This is a genomic window from Microbacterium jepli (assembly GCF_047237905.1).
GTDB lineage: Bacteria > Actinomycetota > Actinomycetes > Actinomycetales > Microbacteriaceae > Microbacterium.
Genome location: NZ_JBDFLW010000005.1, coordinates 807,580 through 828,849 on the forward strand (window position 1 = coordinate 807,580; position 21,270 = coordinate 828,849).

At 71.3% G+C, this 21,270-nt stretch carries 19 protein-coding genes; 12 read left to right on the plus strand and 7 right to left on the minus strand.

Features of this window, described 5'->3' with window-relative positions; all coding sequences use genetic code 11:
* Window positions 1–160 precede the first annotated feature (160 nt).
* From ABC304_RS08095 to ABC304_RS08105, 3 genes are all read left to right on the plus strand, one after another.
* Window positions 161–775: a hypothetical protein gene (locus ABC304_RS08095; protein ID WP_412930088.1), complete on the plus strand. Its 615-nt coding sequence runs from the start codon at window positions 161–163 to the stop codon at window positions 773–775.
* A 49-nt stretch (window positions 776–824) separates the two neighbouring features.
* On the plus strand, window positions 825–1,895 hold the full coding sequence (locus ABC304_RS08100; protein ID WP_412930089.1) for a spore photoproduct lyase family protein: 1,071 nt from the start codon (window positions 825–827) through the stop codon (window positions 1,893–1,895).
* A gap of 116 nt (window positions 1,896–2,011) precedes the next feature.
* Entirely contained in the window at window positions 2,012–3,412 is a 1,401-nt protein-coding gene (locus ABC304_RS08105; protein ID WP_412930090.1) for an FAD-binding oxidoreductase, read from the plus strand.
* A gap of 42 nt (window positions 3,413–3,454) precedes the next feature.
* Here the strand turns inward: ABC304_RS08105 and treS are convergent, their stop codons facing one another.
* Entirely contained in the window at window positions 3,455–5,722 is a 2,268-nt protein-coding gene (gene treS, locus ABC304_RS08110; RefSeq protein WP_412930091.1) for a maltose alpha-D-glucosyltransferase, read from the minus strand.
* 237 nt (window positions 5,723–5,959) lie between these two features.
* Here treS and ABC304_RS08115 point away from each other — a divergent pair, with 237 nt between their 5' ends.
* Complete coding sequence (locus ABC304_RS08115) at window positions 5,960–6,301, plus strand: sugar ABC transporter ATPase (protein ID WP_412930092.1); 342 nt, start codon at window positions 5,960–5,962, stop codon at window positions 6,299–6,301.
* A gap of 7 nt (window positions 6,302–6,308) precedes the next feature.
* Here the strand turns inward: ABC304_RS08115 and ABC304_RS08120 are convergent, their stop codons facing one another.
* From ABC304_RS08120 to ABC304_RS08130, 3 genes are all read right to left on the minus strand, one after another.
* Window positions 6,309–7,478: an ROK family transcriptional regulator gene (locus tag ABC304_RS08120; protein WP_412930093.1), complete on the minus strand. Its 1,170-nt coding sequence runs from the start codon at window positions 7,476–7,478 to the stop codon at window positions 6,309–6,311.
* A gap of 118 nt (window positions 7,479–7,596) precedes the next feature.
* Window positions 7,597–8,661, minus strand: coding sequence for an ABC transporter permease (locus tag ABC304_RS08125; RefSeq protein WP_412930094.1), 1,065 nt, complete (start codon window positions 8,659–8,661; stop codon window positions 7,597–7,599).
* Window positions 8,658–10,133 (minus strand): sugar ABC transporter ATP-binding protein, encoded by a 1,476-nt coding sequence (locus tag ABC304_RS08130; protein ID WP_412932869.1) that lies wholly within the window; start codon window positions 10,131–10,133, stop codon window positions 8,658–8,660. Before ABC304_RS08130 ends, ABC304_RS08125 begins: the two co-directional genes overlap by 4 nt.
* 312 nt (window positions 10,134–10,445) lie before the next feature.
* Between ABC304_RS08130 and ABC304_RS08135 the strand changes: the two genes are divergently transcribed.
* The 8 genes from ABC304_RS08135 to ABC304_RS08170 all read left to right on the plus strand — a co-directional run bounded on the left by ABC304_RS08135 (window position 10,446) and on the right by ABC304_RS08170 (window position 17,363).
* A complete protein-coding gene (locus tag ABC304_RS08135; RefSeq protein WP_412930096.1) occupies window positions 10,446–11,495 on the plus strand; it encodes a substrate-binding domain-containing protein in 1,050 nt (349 codons plus the stop codon).
* Between the two features lie 64 nt (window positions 11,496–11,559).
* The gene (locus ABC304_RS08140; protein ID WP_412930097.1) at window positions 11,560–12,720 is read left to right on the plus strand and encodes a Gfo/Idh/MocA family protein; all 1,161 of its coding nucleotides are present in this window, start codon (window positions 11,560–11,562) and stop codon (window positions 12,718–12,720) included.
* Window positions 12,721–12,777: 57 nt separating this feature from the next.
* Window positions 12,778–13,779, plus strand: a complete 1,002-nt coding sequence (locus ABC304_RS08145) for a sugar phosphate isomerase/epimerase family protein (protein WP_412930098.1) — start codon at window positions 12,778–12,780, stop codon at window positions 13,777–13,779.
* Between the two features lie 124 nt (window positions 13,780–13,903).
* Window positions 13,904–14,488: an Rv0361 family membrane protein gene (locus tag ABC304_RS08150; RefSeq protein WP_412930099.1), complete on the plus strand. Its 585-nt coding sequence runs from the start codon at window positions 13,904–13,906 to the stop codon at window positions 14,486–14,488.
* Window positions 14,485–15,297, plus strand: coding sequence for a sulfite exporter TauE/SafE family protein (locus tag ABC304_RS08155; RefSeq protein WP_412930100.1), 813 nt, complete (start codon window positions 14,485–14,487; stop codon window positions 15,295–15,297). Before ABC304_RS08150 ends, ABC304_RS08155 begins: the two co-directional genes overlap by 4 nt.
* A gap of 62 nt (window positions 15,298–15,359) precedes the next feature.
* On the plus strand, window positions 15,360–15,806 hold the full coding sequence (locus tag ABC304_RS08160) for an FAS1-like dehydratase domain-containing protein (protein ID WP_412930101.1): 447 nt from the start codon (window positions 15,360–15,362) through the stop codon (window positions 15,804–15,806).
* Window positions 15,806–16,213 carry a MaoC/PaaZ C-terminal domain-containing protein gene (locus ABC304_RS08165; RefSeq protein ID WP_412930102.1) on the plus strand — a complete coding sequence of 136 codons (408 nt, stop codon included), beginning with the start codon at window positions 15,806–15,808 and terminating at the stop codon, window positions 16,211–16,213. Before ABC304_RS08160 ends, ABC304_RS08165 begins: the two co-directional genes overlap by 1 nt.
* Before the next feature lie 13 nt (window positions 16,214–16,226).
* Window positions 16,227–17,363, plus strand: a complete 1,137-nt coding sequence (locus tag ABC304_RS08170; protein ID WP_412930103.1) for a UDP-N-acetylmuramate dehydrogenase — start codon at window positions 16,227–16,229, stop codon at window positions 17,361–17,363.
* A 71-nt stretch (window positions 17,364–17,434) separates the two neighbouring features.
* Here the strand turns inward: ABC304_RS08170 and ABC304_RS08175 are convergent, their stop codons facing one another.
* From ABC304_RS08175 to ABC304_RS08185, 3 genes are all read right to left on the minus strand, one after another.
* Window positions 17,435–18,469, minus strand: coding sequence for an alcohol dehydrogenase catalytic domain-containing protein (locus ABC304_RS08175; RefSeq protein WP_412930104.1), 1,035 nt, complete (start codon window positions 18,467–18,469; stop codon window positions 17,435–17,437).
* 9 nt (window positions 18,470–18,478) lie between these two features.
* Complete coding sequence (locus tag ABC304_RS08180; protein WP_412930105.1) at window positions 18,479–19,678, minus strand: pyridoxal phosphate-dependent aminotransferase; 1,200 nt, start codon at window positions 19,676–19,678, stop codon at window positions 18,479–18,481.
* A gap of 71 nt (window positions 19,679–19,749) precedes the next feature.
* On the minus strand, window positions 19,750–21,210 hold the full coding sequence (locus ABC304_RS08185; protein ID WP_412930106.1) for a dihydrolipoyl dehydrogenase family protein: 1,461 nt from the start codon (window positions 21,208–21,210) through the stop codon (window positions 19,750–19,752).
* Window positions 21,211–21,270: the final 60 nt, after the last annotated feature.

The following is a 21,270-nucleotide window of genomic DNA, read 5'->3' on the forward strand; positions in this document are numbered from 1 at the left end:
GCTCCCCGTCCGTCGCCTCCGTCCATCCTGCACGACCCCCGCCGCGCGCCCGACGTCCCGTCCGCACGGTGCTCGGCGACAGGTAGGGCGTCGACCGGTGCCGGGTCAACCCCGCTACGGAGATTGGATGCCGCGCCCGGCCTGCCCCTACGGTGACAGCATGTCCCGCATCGCCCGAACCTCCGCCCTTCCCGTCTTCGCCCTGACCGCGGTCCTCGCGCTCGCCGGCTGCGCGAGCCCCGCCGCCACCACCGCCCCCGACGAGGCGGCGCCTCAGGAGTCCGCCTCGCAGGAGTCGGCCGCACCCGAGACCGAAGCCCCCGACGCCTCGGGCACCACCATCACCGGTGACGGCTACAGCTACACGGCACCCGAGGGCTGGGAGGACGCCAAGGACCAGGCCGGCACCACCGGGGCCGACTCGCTCGCCGCCGACCTCACCGATACCGACGGCTTCTCCGACAACGTGAACGTCATCAAGAGCCCGGCCGGCGAGATCTCCGCCGACGACGTCGAGACGCTCGGCGTGCAGGAGCTCGAGGGCGCCGGCGCCACCGACGTGCAGGTGCTGGATCGTGAGAACGTCGCCGGCTCCGAGTCCGCGCACCTCACCGCGCTGTTCAGCTCCGAGGGCGCCGAGTACCGCATCGACCAGTACTACCTGACCAACAGCGGTCAGACCTACGTCGTGACCTTCTCCTTCAGCACGACGGTCGAGGAGCCCGAGCGCACCGAGGTCGCCGACTCGGTCCTGTCCACCTGGACCTGGGCGTAAGCCACCCGCTCTCCGGGCGGATGTCGGAGGGGGCGGGTAGACAGGAAGGATGCCTGTCACCCGCTCCACCCTCCTGCAGGTGACCCGCATCTACGCGGAGGACGCCGCCCTCGAACTGCCGCGCGGGCAGGAGATCGTGGCCCGCTGGCCCGATGCCGAGATCGTGCCGGTCGCGTCGCACTGGCAGATCCCCGAGGTGCACGGCGACGAGGCGAATGTCGCGCGATGGGTGCGCATCAAGACCGAGGCCCTCGTCCTGGGCGTGAAGAAGAGCCTCGTCACGAGGCCGAACGGACGCTCGGCCGACTTCATCGCGCCGAGCACGGCCAACGGCTGCGCGATGGCGTGCGCCTACTGCTACGTGCCGCGGCGCAAGGGATACAGCAACCCCGTGACGGTGTTCGCGAACATCGAGCAGATCTCGCGGCACGTCGCCCGCCACATCGCGAAGCAGGGCGTGAAGACCGAGCCGACGCAGTGCGACCCCGAGGCGTGGGTCTACGACATCGGCGAGAACAGCGACTGCTCGGTCGACGCCCTCCTCAGCGAGAACGTCCGCGACCTGTGCGACCTCTTCCGCATGACGCCGACCGCCAAGGCCTCGTTCGCGACCAAGTTCGTCAACCGCGACCTGCTGGAGTGGGACCCCGCCGGCCGCGTACGCATCCGCTTCTCCCTCATGCCGACCGCCGTCGCGAAAGTTACCGACCTGCGCACGTCGCCGATGGCGGAGCGCATCGCCGCGATCAACGACTTCGTCGAGGCGGGCTATGAAGTGCACGTCAATTTCTCGCCCGTCATCCTTACTCCCGAGTGGATCGGCGAGTGGACCGAGCTCTTCGAGCAGCTGGATGCCGCGCTCAGCCCTCGCGCGAAGGCCCAGCTCGCCTGCGAGGTCATCTTCCTCACCCACAACGAGCAGCTGCACGACGTGAACCTCGGATGGCATCCGAAGGCGGAGGAGCTGCTGTGGACGCCGGAGAACCAGGAGACGAAGCTGTCGCAGAACGGGGCTGTCAACGTGCGCTACCGCTACGGACTCAAGAGTCAGGCCGTCGCGCAGCTGGAAAGCCTCATCGCGCGGCACCTCCCGTACTGCCGCGTGCGCTACGCCTTCTGACCGCCGGCCGTCAGGCAGGACTCAGGCCTATGGCCTTCGTCCGGTGATCGGCGCACCCTGGGATCACATTCGCCCCGCACCCGAGTGGGCGGAAACCCGATGTGGAAGATCCTGAGATGACCGCCATCGACACCGCCAGCACCGCCGACACCGACGCCCGCCTCCGACGCGTGCGCGAGGCGCTCGGTGACCGCCTCGTCACCGCGACCGACGCCGGATACGACGACCTCCGCACCCCCTGGAACGTCGCGATCGATCAGCGACCGCTCGCCGTCGTCCGTCCGGAGAGCACGCAGGAGGTCATCGACGTCGTGCGCTCGGCGTCCGCGGCCGGCCTGCGCCTGGCGCCGCAGGCGACCGGCCACATGGCGGCGGGCCTGAGCGCCACCGATCTGTCGGACGTGATCCTGGTCGACATGTCCGCCCTGCGGTCGGTCACCGTCGATCCGACCGCGCGCACCGCGCGCCTCGACGGGGGCGCGACCTGGAACGACGTGCTGGCGCAGAGCGCCCCGCATGGTCTCACGGCGCTCCACGGCAGCGCCGGGAGCGTCGGCGCCGTCGGCTACCTCCTCGGCGGCGGTCTTTCCTTCTACGGCCGGGCGCACGGGCTCGCCGTGGGCGACGTGCGGTCCATCGAGGTCGTCACCGCCGACGGCAGCCTCCACCGCGCCGGACCCGATGAAGATGCGGAGCTCTTCTGGGCGCTGCGCGGCGGGTCGGGAGCATTCGGCGTGGTCGTCGCCGTGACGATCTCCCTCCGCCCGCTCGCCACCGTCATCGCCGGCATGCTCCTCTGGGACGCCTCCCGCGCCGACGAGGTGACGCGTGCGTGGTCGGCGTGGACCCGGACGGCACCCGACACGGCCACGACCACCCTGCGCATCATGAACTTCCCGCCGATGCCGGAGCTGCCGCCGTTCCTCGCCGGCCGGTCGGTCGTGGTCATCGACGGCGCGATCCTGGGATCGGATGCCGCGGCATCCACTCTTCTCGGGCCCCTCCGCGCCCTCGCACCCGAGGTCGACACGTTCGCGCGCATCCCGTCGGCCGACCTCGTCGGCGTGCACATGGACCCGCCCGGACCCGCGCCGGCGGTGACGGCGCACTCGGTGCTGGACGCGCTCCCCGCGGCCGCGGCGGGTGCGTTCGTGGAGGCGGGATCGATCCCGGGGATCTTCGTGAGCGAGCTGCGCCATATCGGCGGCGCATTCGCCCAGAGTCCGGCGGGCGGTGGCGCGGTGGCCAGCCTCCCGGGGCAGTACATCATGCACACGATCGCCATCGTGTCCGCGCCGGAGCTCGCGGCCCCGATGACGGCGGCCGTGCGGGCGGGGGTCGGTCTGCTCGACCGCTGGCGCATCGACGCGCTCGCCCTCACGTTCATCGACGCGCCCGACGAGGACCGTGCCCTCGGATTCGGCCCGGCGGCACGCCGGCTCCAGACGCTGAAGGGCATCCTCGATCCCGGCGACCTGTTCGTCGCGGGCAATCCCGTTCCGCAGCCGCGCAGGTGAGCGGTCGTCTCCGCCGCCCGTGCGGGCGGCGGAGACGACTGCTCACGCGGTCGGGATGATGTGGATCGCGCGGGTGACCGGGTGCAGCTCCTCGGGCTCGGGCGCCTCGAAGATCAGGAAGCGGCCCTCGTAGGGGCCGAGCTGCAGCGGGAAGCTCTGCAGGTCGTCCACGCGCCCGACCGACTCGCCGCTCTCCGCGTCGATGACACCGCTGCGCGGCACGAGCGAGTCGGAGCGCACGGTTCCGTCGATCGTCTCGGAGGAGAAGTTGAGCACCGTGATCTGCAGCGGCGCGTCCTCGAGGGTCGCGTCACCGCCATCCAGTCGGTGCACCATCACCAGCATGCTGGGGTGGGCCACCTGGGGGATGTCGACCTGGGTCGCCACGGCGATCCCGTGGGCGCGACGGACGTCGAGCACGTGCCGGAGGCCGGACGCGAACGAGTCCGGGTCCTCGAGCTGCGCGGGCAGCGCGCCGTAGAGGGCGCGGGCACGCGGCATCCCGGCAGCCGACCGCGTCGCGTCGGGGTCGACGTCGAGCAGATCGTGCGCGCCGCGTTCGATCCACCGGGTGTCGCCGGTCGCGATGAGCGAGCGCACCTCCTCGGCCGGAAGCGTGAGCGACCCGGTGAGGTCCCAGCCGGAGAGGGCGAACACGCCGGGCTGCCACGCGTTGTAGCGGGCCAGCAGCAGGTGGGCGTCACGGATGCTCGCGGCATCCTCGTCGGTGATGTCGTCCAACGTCGCGCGACCCTGGGACGCGGCGATCAGCGACGCGGTCGTGCACGCGATGCCGTTCTGCGTGAACACCAGGTTGTAGTCGGCGCCGACCGTGAGCACCTCGGTCAGCTCGGCGCGGATGTGCTGCGCCAGCTCCAGGCCGGTGACCTCTGCGTGGCGGAACTCGAACACGTCGTCGCGGTGCGTGGTCGCCCAGTGCACGAGCTCGTAGGTGAGCTCGTCGTGGTTCTGCAGACCGTGCACGAGCTGCACCGGCTCGACGCCGGTGGCCAGCGACGTGTTCAGCGCGAGGCGCAGGAACTCCGTGCTGCCGGTGGCGAGGGCGTGGTGGTACGCGGGGCGGGTGACGAAGTCGTACGACAGGTCGGCGCCGACGGCGCCCGTGTCGCGGATGTCCTCCATCGTGAGGTTCAGCTCCTGGAAGGTGAACCCGCCGACCTTGCGCACCATGCCGGCGATGATGTGGTTCGCGGCCTGCGAGAGCGGGTGGCCCTCCGACCACGCCGGGAGCCCTTCGGTGCTCTTCTCCACCCCGAGGAAGCCGTTGGCGTCGAGGCGCAGCGCGCTCGTACCCAGCTCGCCGAGCGAGTGCAGGGCGTCGCCGATCACCAGGCGCATGCCCGAGAACGTCGGGTCGAGCCAGTTGATCGAGGGCTGGCCCTCCTTGAAGTAGTGCAGGTAGACCCAGCGGCGATCCTGACCGTCCGTGCCGGTGACGGCGGCGGTCGCGCTCCAGTTCGTCTCCTTCACGCCGGGCGTGTAGAAGATGACCCGCTGCAGCTCGCCGATGATGTAGCCGCGCTCGCTCAGCTCGCGCTCCTGCGCAGGATCGAGGTTGACGGAGTCCCGGCCCTCCGGCACCTCGGGCAGGAGGTTCCAGTCCTCGGGCGGGATCTCGATCATGTGGTAGATGCCCGGATAGTCCTTGTAGGCCATCTCGGCGAGGCGGAAGTCGGCGCCCTTGCCGGTGTGGCCGGGCACGATGTCGTCGATGACGCTGCCGCCGTGCGAGTCCGCGACGTCGGCCAGGCGGCGGACGGCCGCCTCGTCGCCGAAATCGGGGTCGATCTGCGTGCTGATGCGGTCGAAGTGACCGTCGACGCTGGGCGTCTGCTGCCACCCGGTGATCCCGCCGGCGCGCTTCACCGGACCGGTGTGCAGGCCGTTGATGCCGATCTTCTCGAACGCCTGCCAGAGACGGTCGTCGCCCAATGCCTGCAGGAAGGACTCGCCGGCGCGGGTGATCAGCGACAGCGGGTAGGCGGTGAACCACACGTCGCTCGTCTCGATCGCGCGGCGCGCGTCGGGACGGGCGTACGGGTTGCGCCACATCGACGGCTGTCCGGACAGCGTCCGGGCGAGCACATCGGCGTCTTTGAGCATCGACTGGCGCACGAGCCACTCGACGTACGCGGGGTTCGTGCCGTTGGCCGTGCGGGGGTCGGAGACGAAGCGGCGGAGACTGCCGCTGCGCAGCTGATCCCGGGGGCGCAGCCGACGAGGTCGCGCGGGGTAGCGCTGTTCGTCGTAGCTGATCTCACTCGGGTCGCGTTCGATCGGGGCGTCCAAAGAGGGTCCTCACCTGACGGGCGGATGGCGTTGCTCCGATGCTAGCCGCGCGTACCGACCCGCGGTGTTCCGTTGACCGCCGGACCCGGGGCCGATAGGGAAGAGGGGCGCGTCGAGCCCCACGGGAGGACGAGGACGAGCGGATGCCGCCTCCCTAGCGAGTCGGCTGCGTCGCCGCAAGCGCCTCCGACGCGACGGTGTCGGGGCGGAGGCTGGGAGCCGACGAAAGGAACACCCATGAGCACCCCCGCCGACGACGCACCCGTGACCGTCACCGATGACGTCCTGCCCCAGCTCCTCCGCGACGGCGACACGTCCGTGACCGCCGACCCCGCCGACGACCCGGCGCAGGTGGAATGGGACCGGACCACCGCCCTCGACGAGGGCGCCTCCCCGGACGATCTCGACGGGGTGACCGCGACGGGCGACGACCCCGACCAGATCCCGTCGGACGACGACCAGATCCCGGCTGAGGATCTGCCCGCCGATGTCTACCTGCCCGAGACGCAGGGAGACGACCCGGTGGTCGCCGAGCTCGGCGAGGACGGCGAGGGCGATCTGTCGCCCGAAGACCTCTGAGCCCTGCTCAGACGCCGGCGAACAGCGCGCCGTGCGAGAGGGCGTGGTCGATCGCCAGACCGCTCGCCCCTCGCACGGCCGCGCGCTCGGCTGCGGAGGACTGCACGATCGAGAGATGCTCGGTCGCCAGCGGCGTGGAGCGCGTGTAGACGACCTCCCGCACACCCGCGATGAGGTGCTCGCCGACCCGGGCCATGGAGCCCCCGATGGCGATGACCGACGGGTTCATCAGGCTGACGCAGGCCGTCAGCACCTCGCCGATGTCGCGCCCCGCTTGGCGGACGGCCTGGATCGCGTCGATGTTGCCGTGCTTGACGAGGTCGACGACGTCGTCACCGTCCGCGGCCGGGACGCCGGCCGCGGTGAGGCCGCGGGCGATGGCCGGGCCCGAGGCGAGCGCCTCGAGGCAGCCCCGGTTGCCGCAGGGGCAGGGCACATCCGCTCCGCGGGCGACGCGGACGTGGCCGATGTCGCCGGCGACGCCCTGCGCCCCGCGCTGGAGCTCGCCGGCCGAGATAACACCCGCGCCGATGCCGGTCGCCACCTTCACGAACATCATGTTGTCGGTGGTGGGCCACGCGGTCGCCCGTTCGCCGAGCACCATCACGTTCACGTCGTTGTCCACGAGCACCGGCACCTGCAGGTGCTGCTGCATCCACGACGGGATGTCGAAGCGGTCCCATCCCGGCATGATCGGCGGATTCACGGGCTGGCCGGTGGAGTGCTCGACGGGGCCCGGCACCCCGATGCCCATCGCCACGAGATCGGCCGCATCCCGACCCGTCTCGGCGAGAAGGCCCATCGCCGCCTCGGCCACCCACGTCAGCACGGGCACCGGCCCCTGCCGGATGTCGATCGACTCCTCGCGCTGGGCGAGGATCGCACCGGAGAGGTCGGTGACGGCGATGGCGGCGTGCGAGGCGCCGATGTCGGCCCCGATCACCAGGCGCGCCTGTGGATTCAGGGCGAACTGCGACGGCGGCCGTCCTCCCGTGGAGGCCGCGTCGGCGACCGGGGTGATGAGGCCGGTGCGCATGAGCTCGTCGACCCGCGCGGCGATGGTGGATCTGGCGAGGCCGGTGGCCTTCGACAGCTCGGCCCGCGTGCGCGGGACCCCGTCGCGCAGAAGGTGGAAGAGCTCGCCCACTCCGCCGGGGGCCGCGGATGTCTCGGTCACAGTCGTCGCCACGGCTCAGTCAAACATGCGGCAAAACGCAGAAGTGCCGCCACTTCTGACGAACCTGCTGTGAGTCAGGCCCGATTCCGGCGTATGCGCCTGTGCCGCCGGCATCCGCTCATCCACGGGTCCCGCGGCGGGCGAAGCGCTGCTGCAGGAGCACGGCGACCACGATGATCACGCCCTTCGCGACGGCCTGCACGGAGGAGGAGAGGTTGTTCTGCACGAAGACGTTCTGCAGGGTGGCGAAAATGAGCACGCCGAACACGGTGCCGGTGATCGTGCCGCGGCCGCCGATGAGGAGCGTGCCGCCCACCACCACGGCGGCGATGGCGTCGAGCTCGAGGAGCGTGCCGTGGGTCGAGGTGCCGGCGGTGGTGCGTCCGAGGATCATGACGGCGGCGATGCCGGCGGTGAGCCCCGCGAGCACGTAGAGCCAGACGGTGTGACGGCGGACGTTGATGCCCGCGAGGCGGGCGGCTTCGCGGTTGCCGCCGATGGCGACGGTGCGGCGCCCGAAGGTCGTGCGGTTGAGGAGGATCCAGCCGGCCACGGCGACGAGCACGAAGATCCAGATGAGCACGTCGACGCCGAGGAAGTCGCTGTTGAAGAACGACACGAAGCCGCGGTCCTCCACGACGAGCGTGCGGCGATCGGCGAGGATCTCGGCGAGACCGCGCGCGGCGACGAGCATGGCGAGCGTGGCCATGAAGGCGACCACCTTGCCGTAGGCGATGACGATGCCGTTGATCAATCCGGCGAAGACGCCGACGGCGAGGGCGATGACGACCATCACGATCCAGTGCGTGTCGTCCACGACGTCCTGGATGACGGCGAGGGTCGCCACCACGGAGGCGAGCCCCATCACGGCGCCCACCGAGAGGTCGATGCCCCCGGCGATGATGACGAAGGTCATGCCGATGCTGACCACGCCGATGATCGAGGCCTGACGCAGGATGACGAGGATGTTCGGCACGCTCGTGAAGGTGTCGCCCGCCGTCACCGCCCCGATGACGAAGATGAGGGCGAGCGCCAGGACGAGGCCCAGGTTGCGTCCGGCCGAGCCGGACAGCAGCCGCGACGCGGCGGACTTCCGGTCGGACGGCTCCGGCGCGGGCGCAGGTGGGGGAGTTCTGGTGGGGTCGGTCGTCGCGAAGGCGGAACCGTAGGGCTGGTCGCTCACGCGGCAGCTCCTTTCATCACGAGGTCGAGCACGCCGTGCTCGTCGATCTGGCTGGCGGGGAGGGTGGTGAGCACGCGGCCCTCGGCGACGACGAGCACGGTGTCGGCGAGGCCGAGCACCTCGTCGATCTCGCTGGAGACGATGACGACCGCGTTGCCGGCGGCGGCGAGACGGCGGATGAGCGCGTAGATCTCGGTGCGCGCGCCGACGTCCACGCCGCGGGTGGGTTCGTCCAGCAGCAGCACCCGGGTGCCGTGCACGAGCCAGCGCGCCAGCAGGATCTTCTGCTGGTTGCCGCCGGAGAGCGTGGCGGCGGCGCGGTCGGGGTCGGCGGGTCGCAGTTCGAGCGCCTCGATCTGCTCCCGCGAGACGGCGCGCTCGGCCCGTTCGTCGAGGAAGCCGGCCTTCGCGAACCGTGCGACCGACGAGAGGGTGACATTGACGAAGATCGGCTCCTCGAGGACGAGCCCCTGGCTCTTTCGCTCCTCGGGCGTCAGACCGATACCCGCGGCGACCGCAGCGGTGACCGATCCGCGGCGCAGCGGCTCGCCGGCGACGCGTACGGTGCCGGAGGTGGAGCGACGAGCTCCGTAGACCGTCTCGAGGATCTCCGACCGGCCCGAGCCGACGAGCCCGGCCAGCCCGACGATCTCACCGGCGCGCACCGAGAACGACACGTCCTCGAAGACGCCGGAGAGCGCCAGGCCGTCGACCTCGAGCATCGTCGGCGCGTCGGAGGGCACCGGCACTCCCGCGGGGAAGACGTTCTCGACCGTGCGGCCCGTCATGAGGCGGATCAGCTCGGAGGTCGGGGTGTCGGCCACGGCGAGTCCGTTCGCCGTGCTGCGCCCGTCCTTCAGGACGGTGATCCGGTCGCCGATCTGCCGGATCTCCTCGAGGCGGTGGGTGATGTAGACGACGGCGATGCCCTGCCCGGTGAGCTCGCGCACGACGGAGAAGAGGTTCTTGACCTCCTCGGTGTCGAGCACGGCCGACGGCTCGTCCATGATGATGAGCTTGATGTCGTGCGACAGCGCGCGCGCCATGCTGACGATCTGCTTGTTCGCCGCGCTGAGGGAGCCGACCTCGGTGTGCGGGGACAGGCTCGCGTGGCCGAGGCGCTGCAGCAGTTCGCGGGTGCGGGCCGCCGCCTGGCTGCGACGGCTGAAGCCGCCGCGCGCCAGCTCGTGGCCCAGGAAGATGTTCTCGGCGATCGTCAGGCCGTCCACGACGTCGAGCTCCTGGTACATCGTCGCGATGCCCAGCTCGATCCCCGCCTGCGGTGAGGGGATCTCGACCGTCTCGCCGTTCCAGGAGATCTGGCCTTCGTCAGGTCGGTGGACGCCGGCGAGGACCTTGATGAGCGTCGATTTGCCGGCGCCGTTCTGGCCGAGGATGCAGTGCACCTCACCCGCACGCACGCTCAGGTCGACTCCGCGCAGGGCGTGCACTCCGGCGAAGCTCTTGGTCACGCCCCGGACGTCGAGTAACGCCGTGCCATGGTCATCTTTGATCACGACGTGACCATAACACGCGCTCCGCGGCCGTGTGAGAACGGATCCGCCCGCGTCTGCATCGTTGCAGGTGGGAAACGTATCTCGCCGCACATCCGCGTGATTACGCGCGAAAACCGGACAGAGATCACTTTTGCGCCGACGACGACAAAAGACGACACTTCCGACACGCGTTCTGCTACGTTGACTCTGGCAGTGAGGCCGGACGGGCGTACGAGGCTCTCCCGAGGCACCGCGGCCGCTACCCGCATCAATTCGAGGAGGAATCACATGCGTTCACTGCGCACCCACCGCGCACGCTTCGTCGTCGCCGGAGTCGCGGCACTCGCCGCCGTCGGCCTGCTGGCCGGCTGCACCGCCGGAAGCACCAACGCCGAAGAGGCCGTCGACCAGGGCACCACCAGCGAGGAGAACGCCGCGACCGGCGACACGGTCACCATCGGCTTCTCCGGACCGGCCGCCGACCACGGCTGGCTCGGCGCGATCAACTCCGGAGCGCTCGCCGCCGCGGCGAAGTACCCCGACGTCACCCTGCAGGCCGCAGAGGGCACCAACGACGTGACCGCCCAGATCGCGGCCGTCGAGACCTTCATCAACGACAAGGTCGACGCGATCGTCCTGCTCCCCAGCGACGGCGCGGCTCTCACGGAGGTCGCGATCAAGGCGATGCAGGCCGGCATCCCCGTCATCAACGTCGACCGGGAGTTCAGCAGCCCGTTCGCCGCGCGCTCCACCGTGCTCGGCGACAACTACGGCATGGGCGTCAGCGCGGGCACCTACATCTGCGGGCAGCTCGGCGACAAGCCGGGCGCCATCGTGGCGGAGATCGCGGGCATCGACTCGCTGCCGCTCACGCAGGACCGCTCCGCCGGATTCAAGGACGCCCTGAGCGACTGCGGCCTCGAGGTCTCGGCCCGCGTCGCGGCCGACTTCACCGTGCAGGGCGGCGAGGCCGCGGCTTCGCAGCTGCTGTCGGCGAACCCGCAGATCGACGCGATCTGGAACCACGACGACGACCAGGGCATCGGCGTGCTCGCAGCCATCACGTCCGCGGGTCGCGACGAGTTCATCATGGTCGGCGGCGCCGGCTCCAAGAACGCCATGGAGGCCATCCAGGCCGACGACTCGGTGCTGAAGGCGACGATCATCTACCCGTCGACGCAGGCCGCCGACGGCATCGCACTCGCGCGCCTCATCGCCCAGGGCAAGACGGCGAGCGACCTGATCACCCCGAGCGTGCCGAACCGCATCGTGCTGGACGCGCCCGTCGTGACCAAGGACAACGTCGCGGACTTCATCGACCTCGCGTTCGAGTCCTGATCCACCTGCGGGGCGCCCGTCCTTACAGGACGGGCGCCCCGCATCATCCCCGAGAGGAGCACCGATGACCGACGAACTCCGCATCGCCATGATCGGACACGGCTTCATGGGCGCCGCGCACTCGCAGGGCTGGCGCGTGGCCCCCCGCTTCTTCGATCTCCCGCTCGAGCCGGTCATGCAGGTCGTGGTGGGCCGCGATGCCGACGGCGTCCGCGCCTCGGCGGCGAAATGGGGGTGGGCGGAGTCCGCGACCGACTGGCGCGAGGTCATCGAGCGCCCCGACATCGACGTGGTCGACATCGTGACGCCCGGCGACACGCACGCCGAGATCGCGATCGCCGCCCTCCGCGCCGGCAAGCACGTCCTGTGCGAGAAGCCGCTCGCGAACACGGTGGCCGAGGCGCAGGAGATGACGGATGCCGCGGCCGCCGCATCCGGCGTGCGCGCCATGGTCGGCTTCACCTACCGCCGTGTGCCGGCGGCGACCTTCGCCCGCGACCTCGTGGCCGCCGGCCGCATCGGCGAGATCCGCCAGGTGCGCGCCGAGTACCTGCAGGACTGGCTGTCCGACGCGGACGCGCCCCTCACCTGGCGCCTGCAGAAGGACCGCGCGGGCTCCGGCGCGCTCGGCGACATCGGCGCCCATGCCGCAGACCTCACCGAGTTCATCACCGGCCAGCGCCTCACCTCCGTCTCGGGCATCCTCGAGACCCTCGTCGCCGAGCGGCCGCTGCTGGGCGAGGGGGTCGGCCTGTCGGGCACGGCCTCATCCGAGCGCGGCGCGGTCACCGTCGACGACGTCGCCCTCTTCACGGGGCGCCTGGAATCCGGCGCGCTCGCCTCCTTCGAGGCGACCCGCTTCCGCACGGGTCGCAAGAACGCGCTCCGCATCGAGGTGTCGGGGTCGCTCGGCGCGCTGTCGTTCGACCTCGAGCGCCTCAACGAGCTGGAGTTCTACGACGCCACGCAGCCCGGCACCGAGCAGGGCTTCCGGCGCATCCTCGTGACCGAGCACGACCACCCCTACCTCGCCCCGTGGTGGCCGACCGGTCACATGCTCGGCTACGAGCACGGCTTCAGCCACCAGGTGCGCGACCTCGTCGTCGCCATCGCCGACGGGACGCAGCCGCGTCCGTCCTTCGCCGACGGCCTGCACGTGCAGCGGGTGCTCGACGCCGTGGAGCGCAGCTCCCGGGCCGGCAGCGCCTGGACGCCCGTCGACTGAGCGGCCGCGCCGCAGCATCCGCTCTCCTCTCATCCCTGCAACCGGAAGGAACCACTCATGGCGCGACCGATCACCCTCTTCACCGGCCAGTGGGCCGACCTCCCGCTCGAGGAGGTGGCGCGCCTGGCCGCCGGCTGGGGCTACGACGGTCTCGAGCTCGCGTGCTGGGGAGACCACCTCGATCCGTGGCGCTGGGACGAGCCCGGCTATGCCGAGGGCAAACTCGAGCTGCTGGAACGGTACGGGCTCAAGGTGTGGGCGATCTCGAACCACCTCAAGGGCCAGGCCGTCTGCGACGACCCGATCGACCACCGTCACCGCGACATCCTGAGCGACCGGGTGTGGGGCGACGGCGACCCCGAGGGCGTGCGGCAGCGCGCCGCGGAGGAGATGAAGAACACCGCGCGTCTCGCCGCGAAGCTCGGCGTGAAGACCGTCGTCGGCTTCACCGGATCGAGCATCTGGAAGTACGTGGCGATGTTCCCGCCGGTCTCGCAGGAGGCCGTGGACGCGGGGTACCAGGCCTTCGCCGACCGCTGGAACCCGATCCTCGACGTCTTCGACGAGGTGGGCGTGCGCTTCGCCCACGAAGTGCACCCCAGCGAGATCGCCTACGACTACTGGACCACCGTCCGCACGCTGGAGGCCATCGGCCATCGCGCGGCCTTCGGCCTGAACTGGGACCCGTCGCACTTCATGTGGCAGCAGCTCGACCCGGTGGACTTCATCCTCGAGTTCAAGGACCTCATCTACCACGTGGACTGCAAGGACGTGAAGCTCAATGTCGGCAACGGGCGCAACGGCCGCCTGGGATCCCACCTGGCGTGGGCAGACCTGCGACGCGGCTGGGATTTCGTGTCCACGGGCCGCGGCGACGTGCCCTGGGAGGAGTCGTTCCGCGCGCTCAACGCGATCGGCTACGACGGTCCGATCTCGGTCGAGTGGGAGGACGCGGGGATGGACCGCCTCCTGGGCGCCCCCGAGGCGCTGGAGTTCGTCCGCCGCAACGCATTCGAGGCGCCGACGGCCGCCTTCGACGCCGCTTTCAGCGCCCGCTGACGGCTCCGCGACCGCTTGCCGACGATCCGTCGGCAGGCGGTCGCGCGCGCGTCGGCGGGCACCGGTGCGGCGATAGGCTGACCGTCGGCGGCATCCGGTCGTCGCATCACGGAGGCAGGCGGTCATGACCACGACACCCCCCGGCTGGTACGACGACGCGCACGGATCCGTGCGCTGGTGGGACGGCCAGCGCTGGACGGAGCACGTGCACACTCCGGATGCCGCGGCATCCGCCCCCGCGCAGAAGCCGGCCTCCAAGCTCTGGATCCTGTGGGTGGTCATCGGCGTCGTCGTCCTCGGCTTCCTCGTGGTCGCGGCCCTCGTGGTCCCGATCGTCGTCGGTCTCATCGCCGGCGGGGGAGCGGACTCCGATCAGGACGCCGCCGTCGCGGCCGTCCGGGGCTACGACGACGCCTGGCAGACGGCCGACTGCGAGGAGTTCTTCGCCGTCACGTCGGCGGACTTCCGCGCCACGAACGAGCTGGCCGACTGCGAGACCTTCGAGGCGACGTCGGAGGACTTCCAGGCCTCCGTGATCGACTACACCGTGGCCGTGGACGACGTCACGACCGACGGCGACACCATCACCGTCGACACCACGGAGACCTACACCGACGCCGAGGACGAGGAGGCCGGACCCGGCTCCTTCGCCTATCGCTACGTCCTCGTCCAGGACGGCGACGCGTGGGTCATCGAGAGTCTGCAGTGAGCGCCGCCCGGACTCCCGCGACGACCGGTCGCCCGGCGCGGACGCCCCGATTCGTCATCACGTGCATCGGCGTGGGGCTGCTCGCCGGTCTCATGTCGGGGCTCTTCGGCGTCGGCGGCGGCACGGTCATCGTGCCTCTGCTGGTGCTGATCCTCGGCTTCGACCAGCGGCTCGCCGCGGGCACCTCGCTCGCGGCGATCGTCCCGACCGCCACCGTCGGCGTCATCTCCTACGCCGTGCACGGCTCGGTGGCCTGGATCCCCGCGCTCATCCTCGCGGCGGGCGCCGTGGTCGGCGCGCAGATCGGCACCTGGCTCCTGCCGAAGGTGTCGCAGTTCGCGCTGCGACTGGCCTTCGTCGCCTTCCTGCTCGCGGTGATCGTCAGCCTCTTCCTCATCGTCCCCTCCCGCGACGCCGAGCTCGAGCTCACCGTCTGGACCATCGTCGGACTCGTGGCGCTCGGGCTCATCACCGGCGTGCTGGCCGGGCTGCTCGGCGTGGGCGGCGGCATCGTCGTGGTGCCTGCGCTCATGCTGCTCTTCGACACGAGCGACCTCATCGCCAAGGGCACGTCGCTGCTCATGATGATCCCCACCGCCATCTCGGGCACGGTCGGCAACCTGCGGCGAGGCAACGTCGATCTCCTCGCGGCGGTGCTGGTGGGCGTCGCCGCCTGCACGACGACCGCCCTGGGCGCGCTGTTCGCGACCCTGCTCGACCCGCTGGCCGCCAACATCCTCTTCGCCGCGTTCCTGGTGTTCATCGCCACCCAGATGACGATCCGCGCGGTGCGGTCTCGCAAGTCCTGAGCGCAGCGCGGCCCCACCGGCGGCCAGGGATCGTCGTCCGAGGTCGTCGGTAGACTGGACGGATGCCCGTCAACCCCCAGCTCGTGGACCGCGAGTTCCCCCCGACGTCGCCGTATCTGGTCGGCCGCGAGAAGGTGCGCGAGTTCGCCCGCGCCGTCTTCGCCGATGCTCCGATCCACCACGATCCCGACGCCGCGAAGGCCCTCGGCTACGCCGACGTCGTGGCGCCGCCGACCTTCGCGATGGTCGTGCAGGACCAGACGCTCCAGCAGCTCCTGGCCGACCCCGACGCGGGCATCGTGCTCTCGCGCGTGCTGCACGGCGAGCAGCGGTTCCGCTACACGCGGCCCATCGTCGCGGGCGACGAGCTCACCGCCCGCCTGCACGTGCGCTCCGTGCGCGCGGTCGGCGGCAACGCGATGGTGACGAGCGAGGCCGAGATCGTCGGCGCGGACGGCGGGCACGTGGTCACGGCGACATCGATCCTCGTCGTCGGAGGCGACGCCTGATGGCCGCCGCACCCGTCGTGGGCGAGGTCGTCGCCGAGCGCGACGTGCACCTCACCCGTGAGTCGCTCGTGCGCTACGCCGGCGCGTCCGGCGACTTCAACCCCATCCACTACCGCGACGACGTCGCCGCAGAGGTCGGTCTGCCGGGCGTGCTCGCCCACGGCATGCTGACAATGGGCCTGGCCGTCGCGACCCTCGGCCCGTGGCTCGCCGACACCGGCCGCGTCGCGGAGTACGGCGTGCGCTTCACCCGACCCGTGGTCGTCGACCCGGTCGACGGCGCCGACCTGCACATCGTCGCCACCGTCGGCGCCGTCGACGACGAGACGGCACGCATCGATCTGACGGTGACCGCGGCCGGAGCGACCGTGCTGGGCAAGGCCCAGGCGCGCGTCCGCCTCGTCTGAGCGCGCCTCTTCCATGACCGAGGTGACGCCGCTGCCCCTGTCGCAGCTGACCACCCTGCAGACGGGCGGCACGCCCGCGCGCATGATCGACGCGCGCACGCGCGACGACCTCGTCGACGCGCTCCGGCGCACCTGGGCCCAGGGAGACGGCTGGCTCGTGCTCGGCGGAGGCTCCAACCTCTTCGTCGGCGATGAGCCCTTCGACGGCACGGTCGTGCGCATCCTCACGCGGGGGATCGAGCGGATGCCGTCGCCGACGCCCGGTCGGGTCCGGCTCCGGGTCGAGGCAGGTCACTCGTGGGACGAGCTGGTCGCGTTCTCCGTGGAGGCGGGGCTCGCCGGCATAGAGGCGATGGCGGGGATCCCGGGCACGGTGGGAGCCGCGCCCGTGCAGAACATCGGCGCGTACGGGCAGGAGATCGCCGACACCCTCGTCGAGGTCGAGCTGCTCGACGAGGACAGCGGCGAGGTCTCCACCGTGACCGCCGCAGAGCTCGGACTGGGATTCCGCACCTCGGTCCTCAAGCAGCATCACGGCTCGGTCGCCGAGCGATCGGCCGTCATCCTGTCGGTGACACTCGAGCTCGTCGAGGTGGGCTCGGCCGAACGGGCGGTGGCCGGTGACCAGCTGCGCACCGCGCTCGGACTCGGGCCCGAGGCATCCGTCTCCGTCGCCTGGATCCGCGATCACGTCCTGCAGACGCGTGCGCGCAAGGGCATGGTGCTCGACCCCGACGACCCCGACACCCGCAGCGCGGGCTCGTTCTTCCAGAACGCGATCGTGTCGGACTCCTTCGCCCGGACGCTGCCCGACGAGTGCCCGCGGTGGCCGATGACGCCCGCGGAGGACCCGGTGACGGTCATCCCGCTGGCCGCCTGGGACGGATATCTGCCGGCTGCACCGGAGTACCGCACCGAGGTGAAGGTGAGCGCCGCCTGGCTCATCGAGAACGCCGGGCTCCGCAAGGGATTCCGGCTGCCGCGCTCCCGCGCAGCACTGTCGACCAAGCACGCCCTCGCCCTCACCAACCGCGGGGGAGCGACCGCCGTCGAGCTCGCGGAGCTGGCGCGCTTCATCCAGGGGCGCGTGCTCTCGGAGTTCGGGCTCATCCTCCAGCCCGAGCCGGTGCTGGTCGGCGTCGAGCTCTGAGGCGGGCCGGCCGGCGGCTCAGCCATTGCGAGCCGCGAGCCGCGACCCAGTCTGTGCGGCAGGAGGAGGGATCAGGACCGGACGGCCACGAGCATTCCGGGCGCGCGACCGGGGTCGTCCATCTCCGCCAGGGCGGCGGGGAGCTCGTCGAAGCCGATGACGCGGCCACGGGTCAGCGCGGGTTCCAGCGTGCCGTCCGCGATGTCGGCGAGCATCGCCGGGTAGTCGCGGGCGCTCATGCCGTGGCTGCCGAGGAGGTCGAGTTCGTGCGCGATCACGTGCCCCATCGGCATCGCCGGCGTCGCATCCGCGTCCAGGAGCAGTCCGACCTGCACGTGACGCCCGCGGGGGCGCAGCGACAGCACCGAGGCGATGCTGGTCTCCGCGCTGCCGAAGGCGTCGAGCGACAGGTGCGCCCCGCCGCCGGTCAGGGCGCGGACGGCATCCGCGGTGTCGGCCGACGGCTCCAGCGTGATGGCGCCGAGCGCCTCCGCCGCCGCACGTGCGGCCGGGGAGACGTCGATCGCGACGACGCGGGCGCCCGCCGCCCGCGCGATGAGGACGGCCGACAGCCCGACCCCGCCGCAGCCGTGCACGGCGACCCATTCGCCGCTGCGCACGGCCCCGCGGGTGCGCACCGCGCGGTACGCGGTGGCGAACCGGCAGCCGAGACCCGCAGCATTTACGAAGTCCACCGCGTCGGGAAGCGCGACGAGGTTCACCTCCGCGTTCAGCACCGTCACCTCGTCGGCGAAGGAGCCGGCGACGGTGAAGCCGGGCTGCTCCTGCCGGGCGCAGACCTGCTGGTCGCCCGCCAGGCACTGCTCGCACTCGCCGCAGGCGAAGACGAACGGCGCCGTGACGCGATCGCCGGGTCGGAAGCCCGTGACGTCGGCGCCGACGCGCTCGACGACGCCCGCGAACTCATGTCCGGGGACGTAGGGCGCGTGCACCGACGAGTCATGGCCCTTCCACGCGTGCCAGTCGCTGCGGCACACGCCGGTCGCCATGACCCGCACGACGGCGCCGGTGGGCGGGCAGGCGGCGTCCGGCACCTCGACGGTCGCCGGAATTCGCCCGAACTCCTCGATCAGAACAGCCTGCACGGCGGCGCCTCAGGAGAAGAGATCCTGCAGACGACGCACGCCCTCGCGGATCGCGTCGTCGCCCAGGGCGTAGGAGAAGCGGAGGTAGCCGCTCGGCCCGAACGCCTCGCCGGGCACCGCCGCGACCTCGGCCTGCTCGAGGATGAAGTCGGCGAGCTCGAGGCTGGTGGTGGGAGTCACGCCGCGCCAGGTGCGTCCGAGCAGCCCGCGCACGTCGGGGTAGACGTAGAACGCGCCGCGCGGAGTGGGCACGCTCACGCCGTCGATCTTCGAGAGCTCCTCGACGATGAGTGTGCGGCGCCGATCGAACGCCGCGCGGAACTCCTCGGCCTCGGTCTGCGGACCCGTCAGCGCGGCCAGCGCGGCACGCTGCGCGACGTTGTTGACGTTGCTGGAGAGGTGCGACTGCAGGTTCGCCGCGAGCTTGATGGCATCCTGCGGGCCGACCATCCAGCCCACCCGCCAGCCGGTCATCGCGTAGGTCTTCGCGACGCCGTTGACGAGGATCGTCTGGTCGGCGAGCGCGGGGACGGCCTCGACGATCGAGACGGCGCGGACACCCTCGTAGACGAGGTTCTGGTAGATCTCGTCGGTGATGACCCAGATGCCGTGCTCCAGCGCCCACTCGCCGATGGCGCGGGTCTGCTCGGGAGAGTAGACCGACCCGGTGGGGTTGGAGGGTGAGACGAAGACGAGCACCGTGGTCTTGTCGGTGCGTGCCGCCTCGAGCTGTTCGACGGTGACGAGGTAGTCCTGGTCGGCGTCGGCGAACACCTCGACCGGCACACCGTCGGCGAGGGCGATCGCCTCGGGGTACGTGGTCCAGTAGGGCGCGGGCAGCAGCACCTCGTCGCCCGGGTTCACCACGGCCTGGAACGCCTGGTACACGGCCTGCTTGCCGCCGTTGGTGACGATGATCTGCGACGGCGCGACTTCCAGGCCCGAGTCGCGCAGCGTCTTGGCGGCGATCGCCTCGCGGAGCACGGGCAGCCCCACGGTCGGGGTGTAGCGATAGTTCGCGGGGTCGTGCAGGGCGTGCGCCGCGGCATCCACGATGAACTCCGGCGTCGCGAAGTCGGGCTCGCCGGCGGCGAAGCTGATCACCGGACGGCCGGCGGCCTGGAGGGCCTTGGCCTTGGCATCGACCTTGAGGGTCGCGGACTCGGCGATGGCGGAGAGCTTGCGGGAGAGCGGGGCGCGTTCTGTCACGCCTCCGAGCGTACCGGTCGGGCGTGTCGCCGCGCGGGGCGGCGGACGTCGTGCGCGGCGTCGCGTGCGGGTCAGTGCTCGCCGCTCGGGGCGGCTGCGCCCGCGCGGAGGAGCGCCCGCGCCGCGTTGCCGATGATGGCGCTGTAGGTCGGATACGCGAATTTGACCCCGGCGAGGGTCGCCACGTCGATGCCGGCCGCCATCGCCGTGGTGACCGACTGGATCACCTCGACCGCGTTCTCGCCGACGGCGTGCGCACCGAGGATCAGCTCGCGCCGGTTGTCGGCGATGAGCTTGAGGAACCCGATCCCGCGGTCGTCGATCACGGCGCGCTCCAGGTCGGAATACCGCGCGGTCGCGACGATGCACCGGGCGTCGCGGCCCCGGGCCTGCTCCTCGGTGAGTCCGACGCCCGCGTAATCCGGGTCGGTGAACCCGCCCGCGGGGAGCAGGTGATGCGGCGTGCGGCGATTCGCGTCCAGCACGGCGTTCTCGGCCGCGGCCTCGCCTTCGAACTGCGCGGCCTGCACGAGCATGTCGCGGCCGTTCGCGTCGCCGACGGCGAAGATGTGCGGCACGTTCGAGCGGAAGTAGCGGTCGACGGGGATCGACGAGCGCGTGACCTCGACGCCCGCGTTCTCGAGTCCGAGGTCCTCGACGTCGGCGGGCCACCCGGTCGCCATCACGACGGCGTCGAAGGAGTCGTGGTGCTCGCCGCCGCCGTCGGACCACGTCAGCACGATGCCGCCGTCGTCCCCGCGTGCGAGGGACGACACCCCGGCGATCCCGGTGCGCACGTCGATCCCCTGAGCGATGAACGACGCGGTGACGGCGGCCGCGACATCCGCATCGGAGGGCATCAGGATGCGCGGCGCGAGATCGAGCAGCGTCACCTCGGCTCCGAACGAGTCGAAGACGGTGGCGAGCTGAACCCCCGTGTTGCCGGCGCCGATGATCGCGACGCGGCGGGGGAGCGCGGGCAGGTCCAGCACGTGCTCTGGCACGGTGGCGAGCTCCGCCCCCGGGATGGGGAGGAGGCGCGAGTGTCCGCCGACGCAGACGAGGATCGTGGATGCCTCGACCCGCCGCCCCGAGTCGAGGAGCAGCGTGTGCGGGTCGGCGAAGCGCGCCCGGCCGTCCTGGATGAGCGTGATGCCGGCCTCTTCGAACCGCCGTGCCTCGGCTTTGATGCCGCGGACGGCCCCGACGCGCTCGTGCACGCGCGCGACCGTCGCGGGCCAGTCGATCGGCTCCGAGTGCGTCGTGATCCCGTAGGCAGAGGCGGCCCGCACGTCGCGCATGAGGCGGGCCGTCTTGGCGAAGACGCGGGTCGGCACGCAGCCGGTGTTCACGCAGGTGCCGCCGAGTCGTTCGGACGACTCGAGCACGACGACTCGCGCACCGAGCTCGGCGGCGCGGATCGCCGCGGCCGTGCCCGCCGGGCCGGCGCCGATCACCGCGACGTCGAACCGCTCGTCAAGCGGGGCGGGCGCGGCATCCGGAGCGGTCCCGGTGGCGGCGATGGAGCTCATGCGGTCCTCTTCCTCTGGCCTGCGCCCAGTCTCGCACCGGCGTGAGACGTGAAGGCGGGG

Excerpts from the sequence above, each read along its gene's own strand:
- ABC304_RS08095 (WP_412930088.1), top strand. The coding sequence starts at position 161 with ATGTCCCGCATCGCCCGAACCTCCGCCCTTCCCGTCTTCGCCCTGACC.
- ABC304_RS08100 (WP_412930089.1), top strand. The coding sequence starts at position 825 with ATGCCTGTCACCCGCTCCACCCTCCTGCAGGTGACCCGCATCTACGCG.
- ABC304_RS08105 (WP_412930090.1), top strand. The coding sequence starts at position 2,012 with ATGACCGCCATCGACACCGCCAGCACCGCCGACACCGACGCCCGCCTC.
- ABC304_RS08115 (WP_412930092.1), top strand. The coding sequence starts at position 5,960 with ATGAGCACCCCCGCCGACGACGCACCCGTGACCGTCACCGATGACGTC.
- ABC304_RS08135 (WP_412930096.1), top strand. The coding sequence starts at position 10,446 with ATGCGTTCACTGCGCACCCACCGCGCACGCTTCGTCGTCGCCGGAGTC.
- ABC304_RS08140 (WP_412930097.1), top strand. The coding sequence starts at position 11,560 with ATGACCGACGAACTCCGCATCGCCATGATCGGACACGGCTTCATGGGC.
- ABC304_RS08145 (WP_412930098.1), top strand. The coding sequence starts at position 12,778 with ATGGCGCGACCGATCACCCTCTTCACCGGCCAGTGGGCCGACCTCCCG.
- ABC304_RS08150 (WP_412930099.1), top strand. The coding sequence starts at position 13,904 with ATGACCACGACACCCCCCGGCTGGTACGACGACGCGCACGGATCCGTG.
- ABC304_RS08160 (WP_412930101.1), top strand. The coding sequence starts at position 15,360 with ATGCCCGTCAACCCCCAGCTCGTGGACCGCGAGTTCCCCCCGACGTCG.
- ABC304_RS08165 (WP_412930102.1), top strand. The coding sequence starts at position 15,806 with ATGGCCGCCGCACCCGTCGTGGGCGAGGTCGTCGCCGAGCGCGACGTG.
- ABC304_RS08170 (WP_412930103.1), top strand. The coding sequence starts at position 16,227 with ATGACCGAGGTGACGCCGCTGCCCCTGTCGCAGCTGACCACCCTGCAG.
- ABC304_RS08185 (WP_412930106.1), bottom strand. The coding sequence starts at position 21,210 with ATGAGCTCCATCGCCGCCACCGGGACCGCTCCGGATGCCGCGCCCGCC.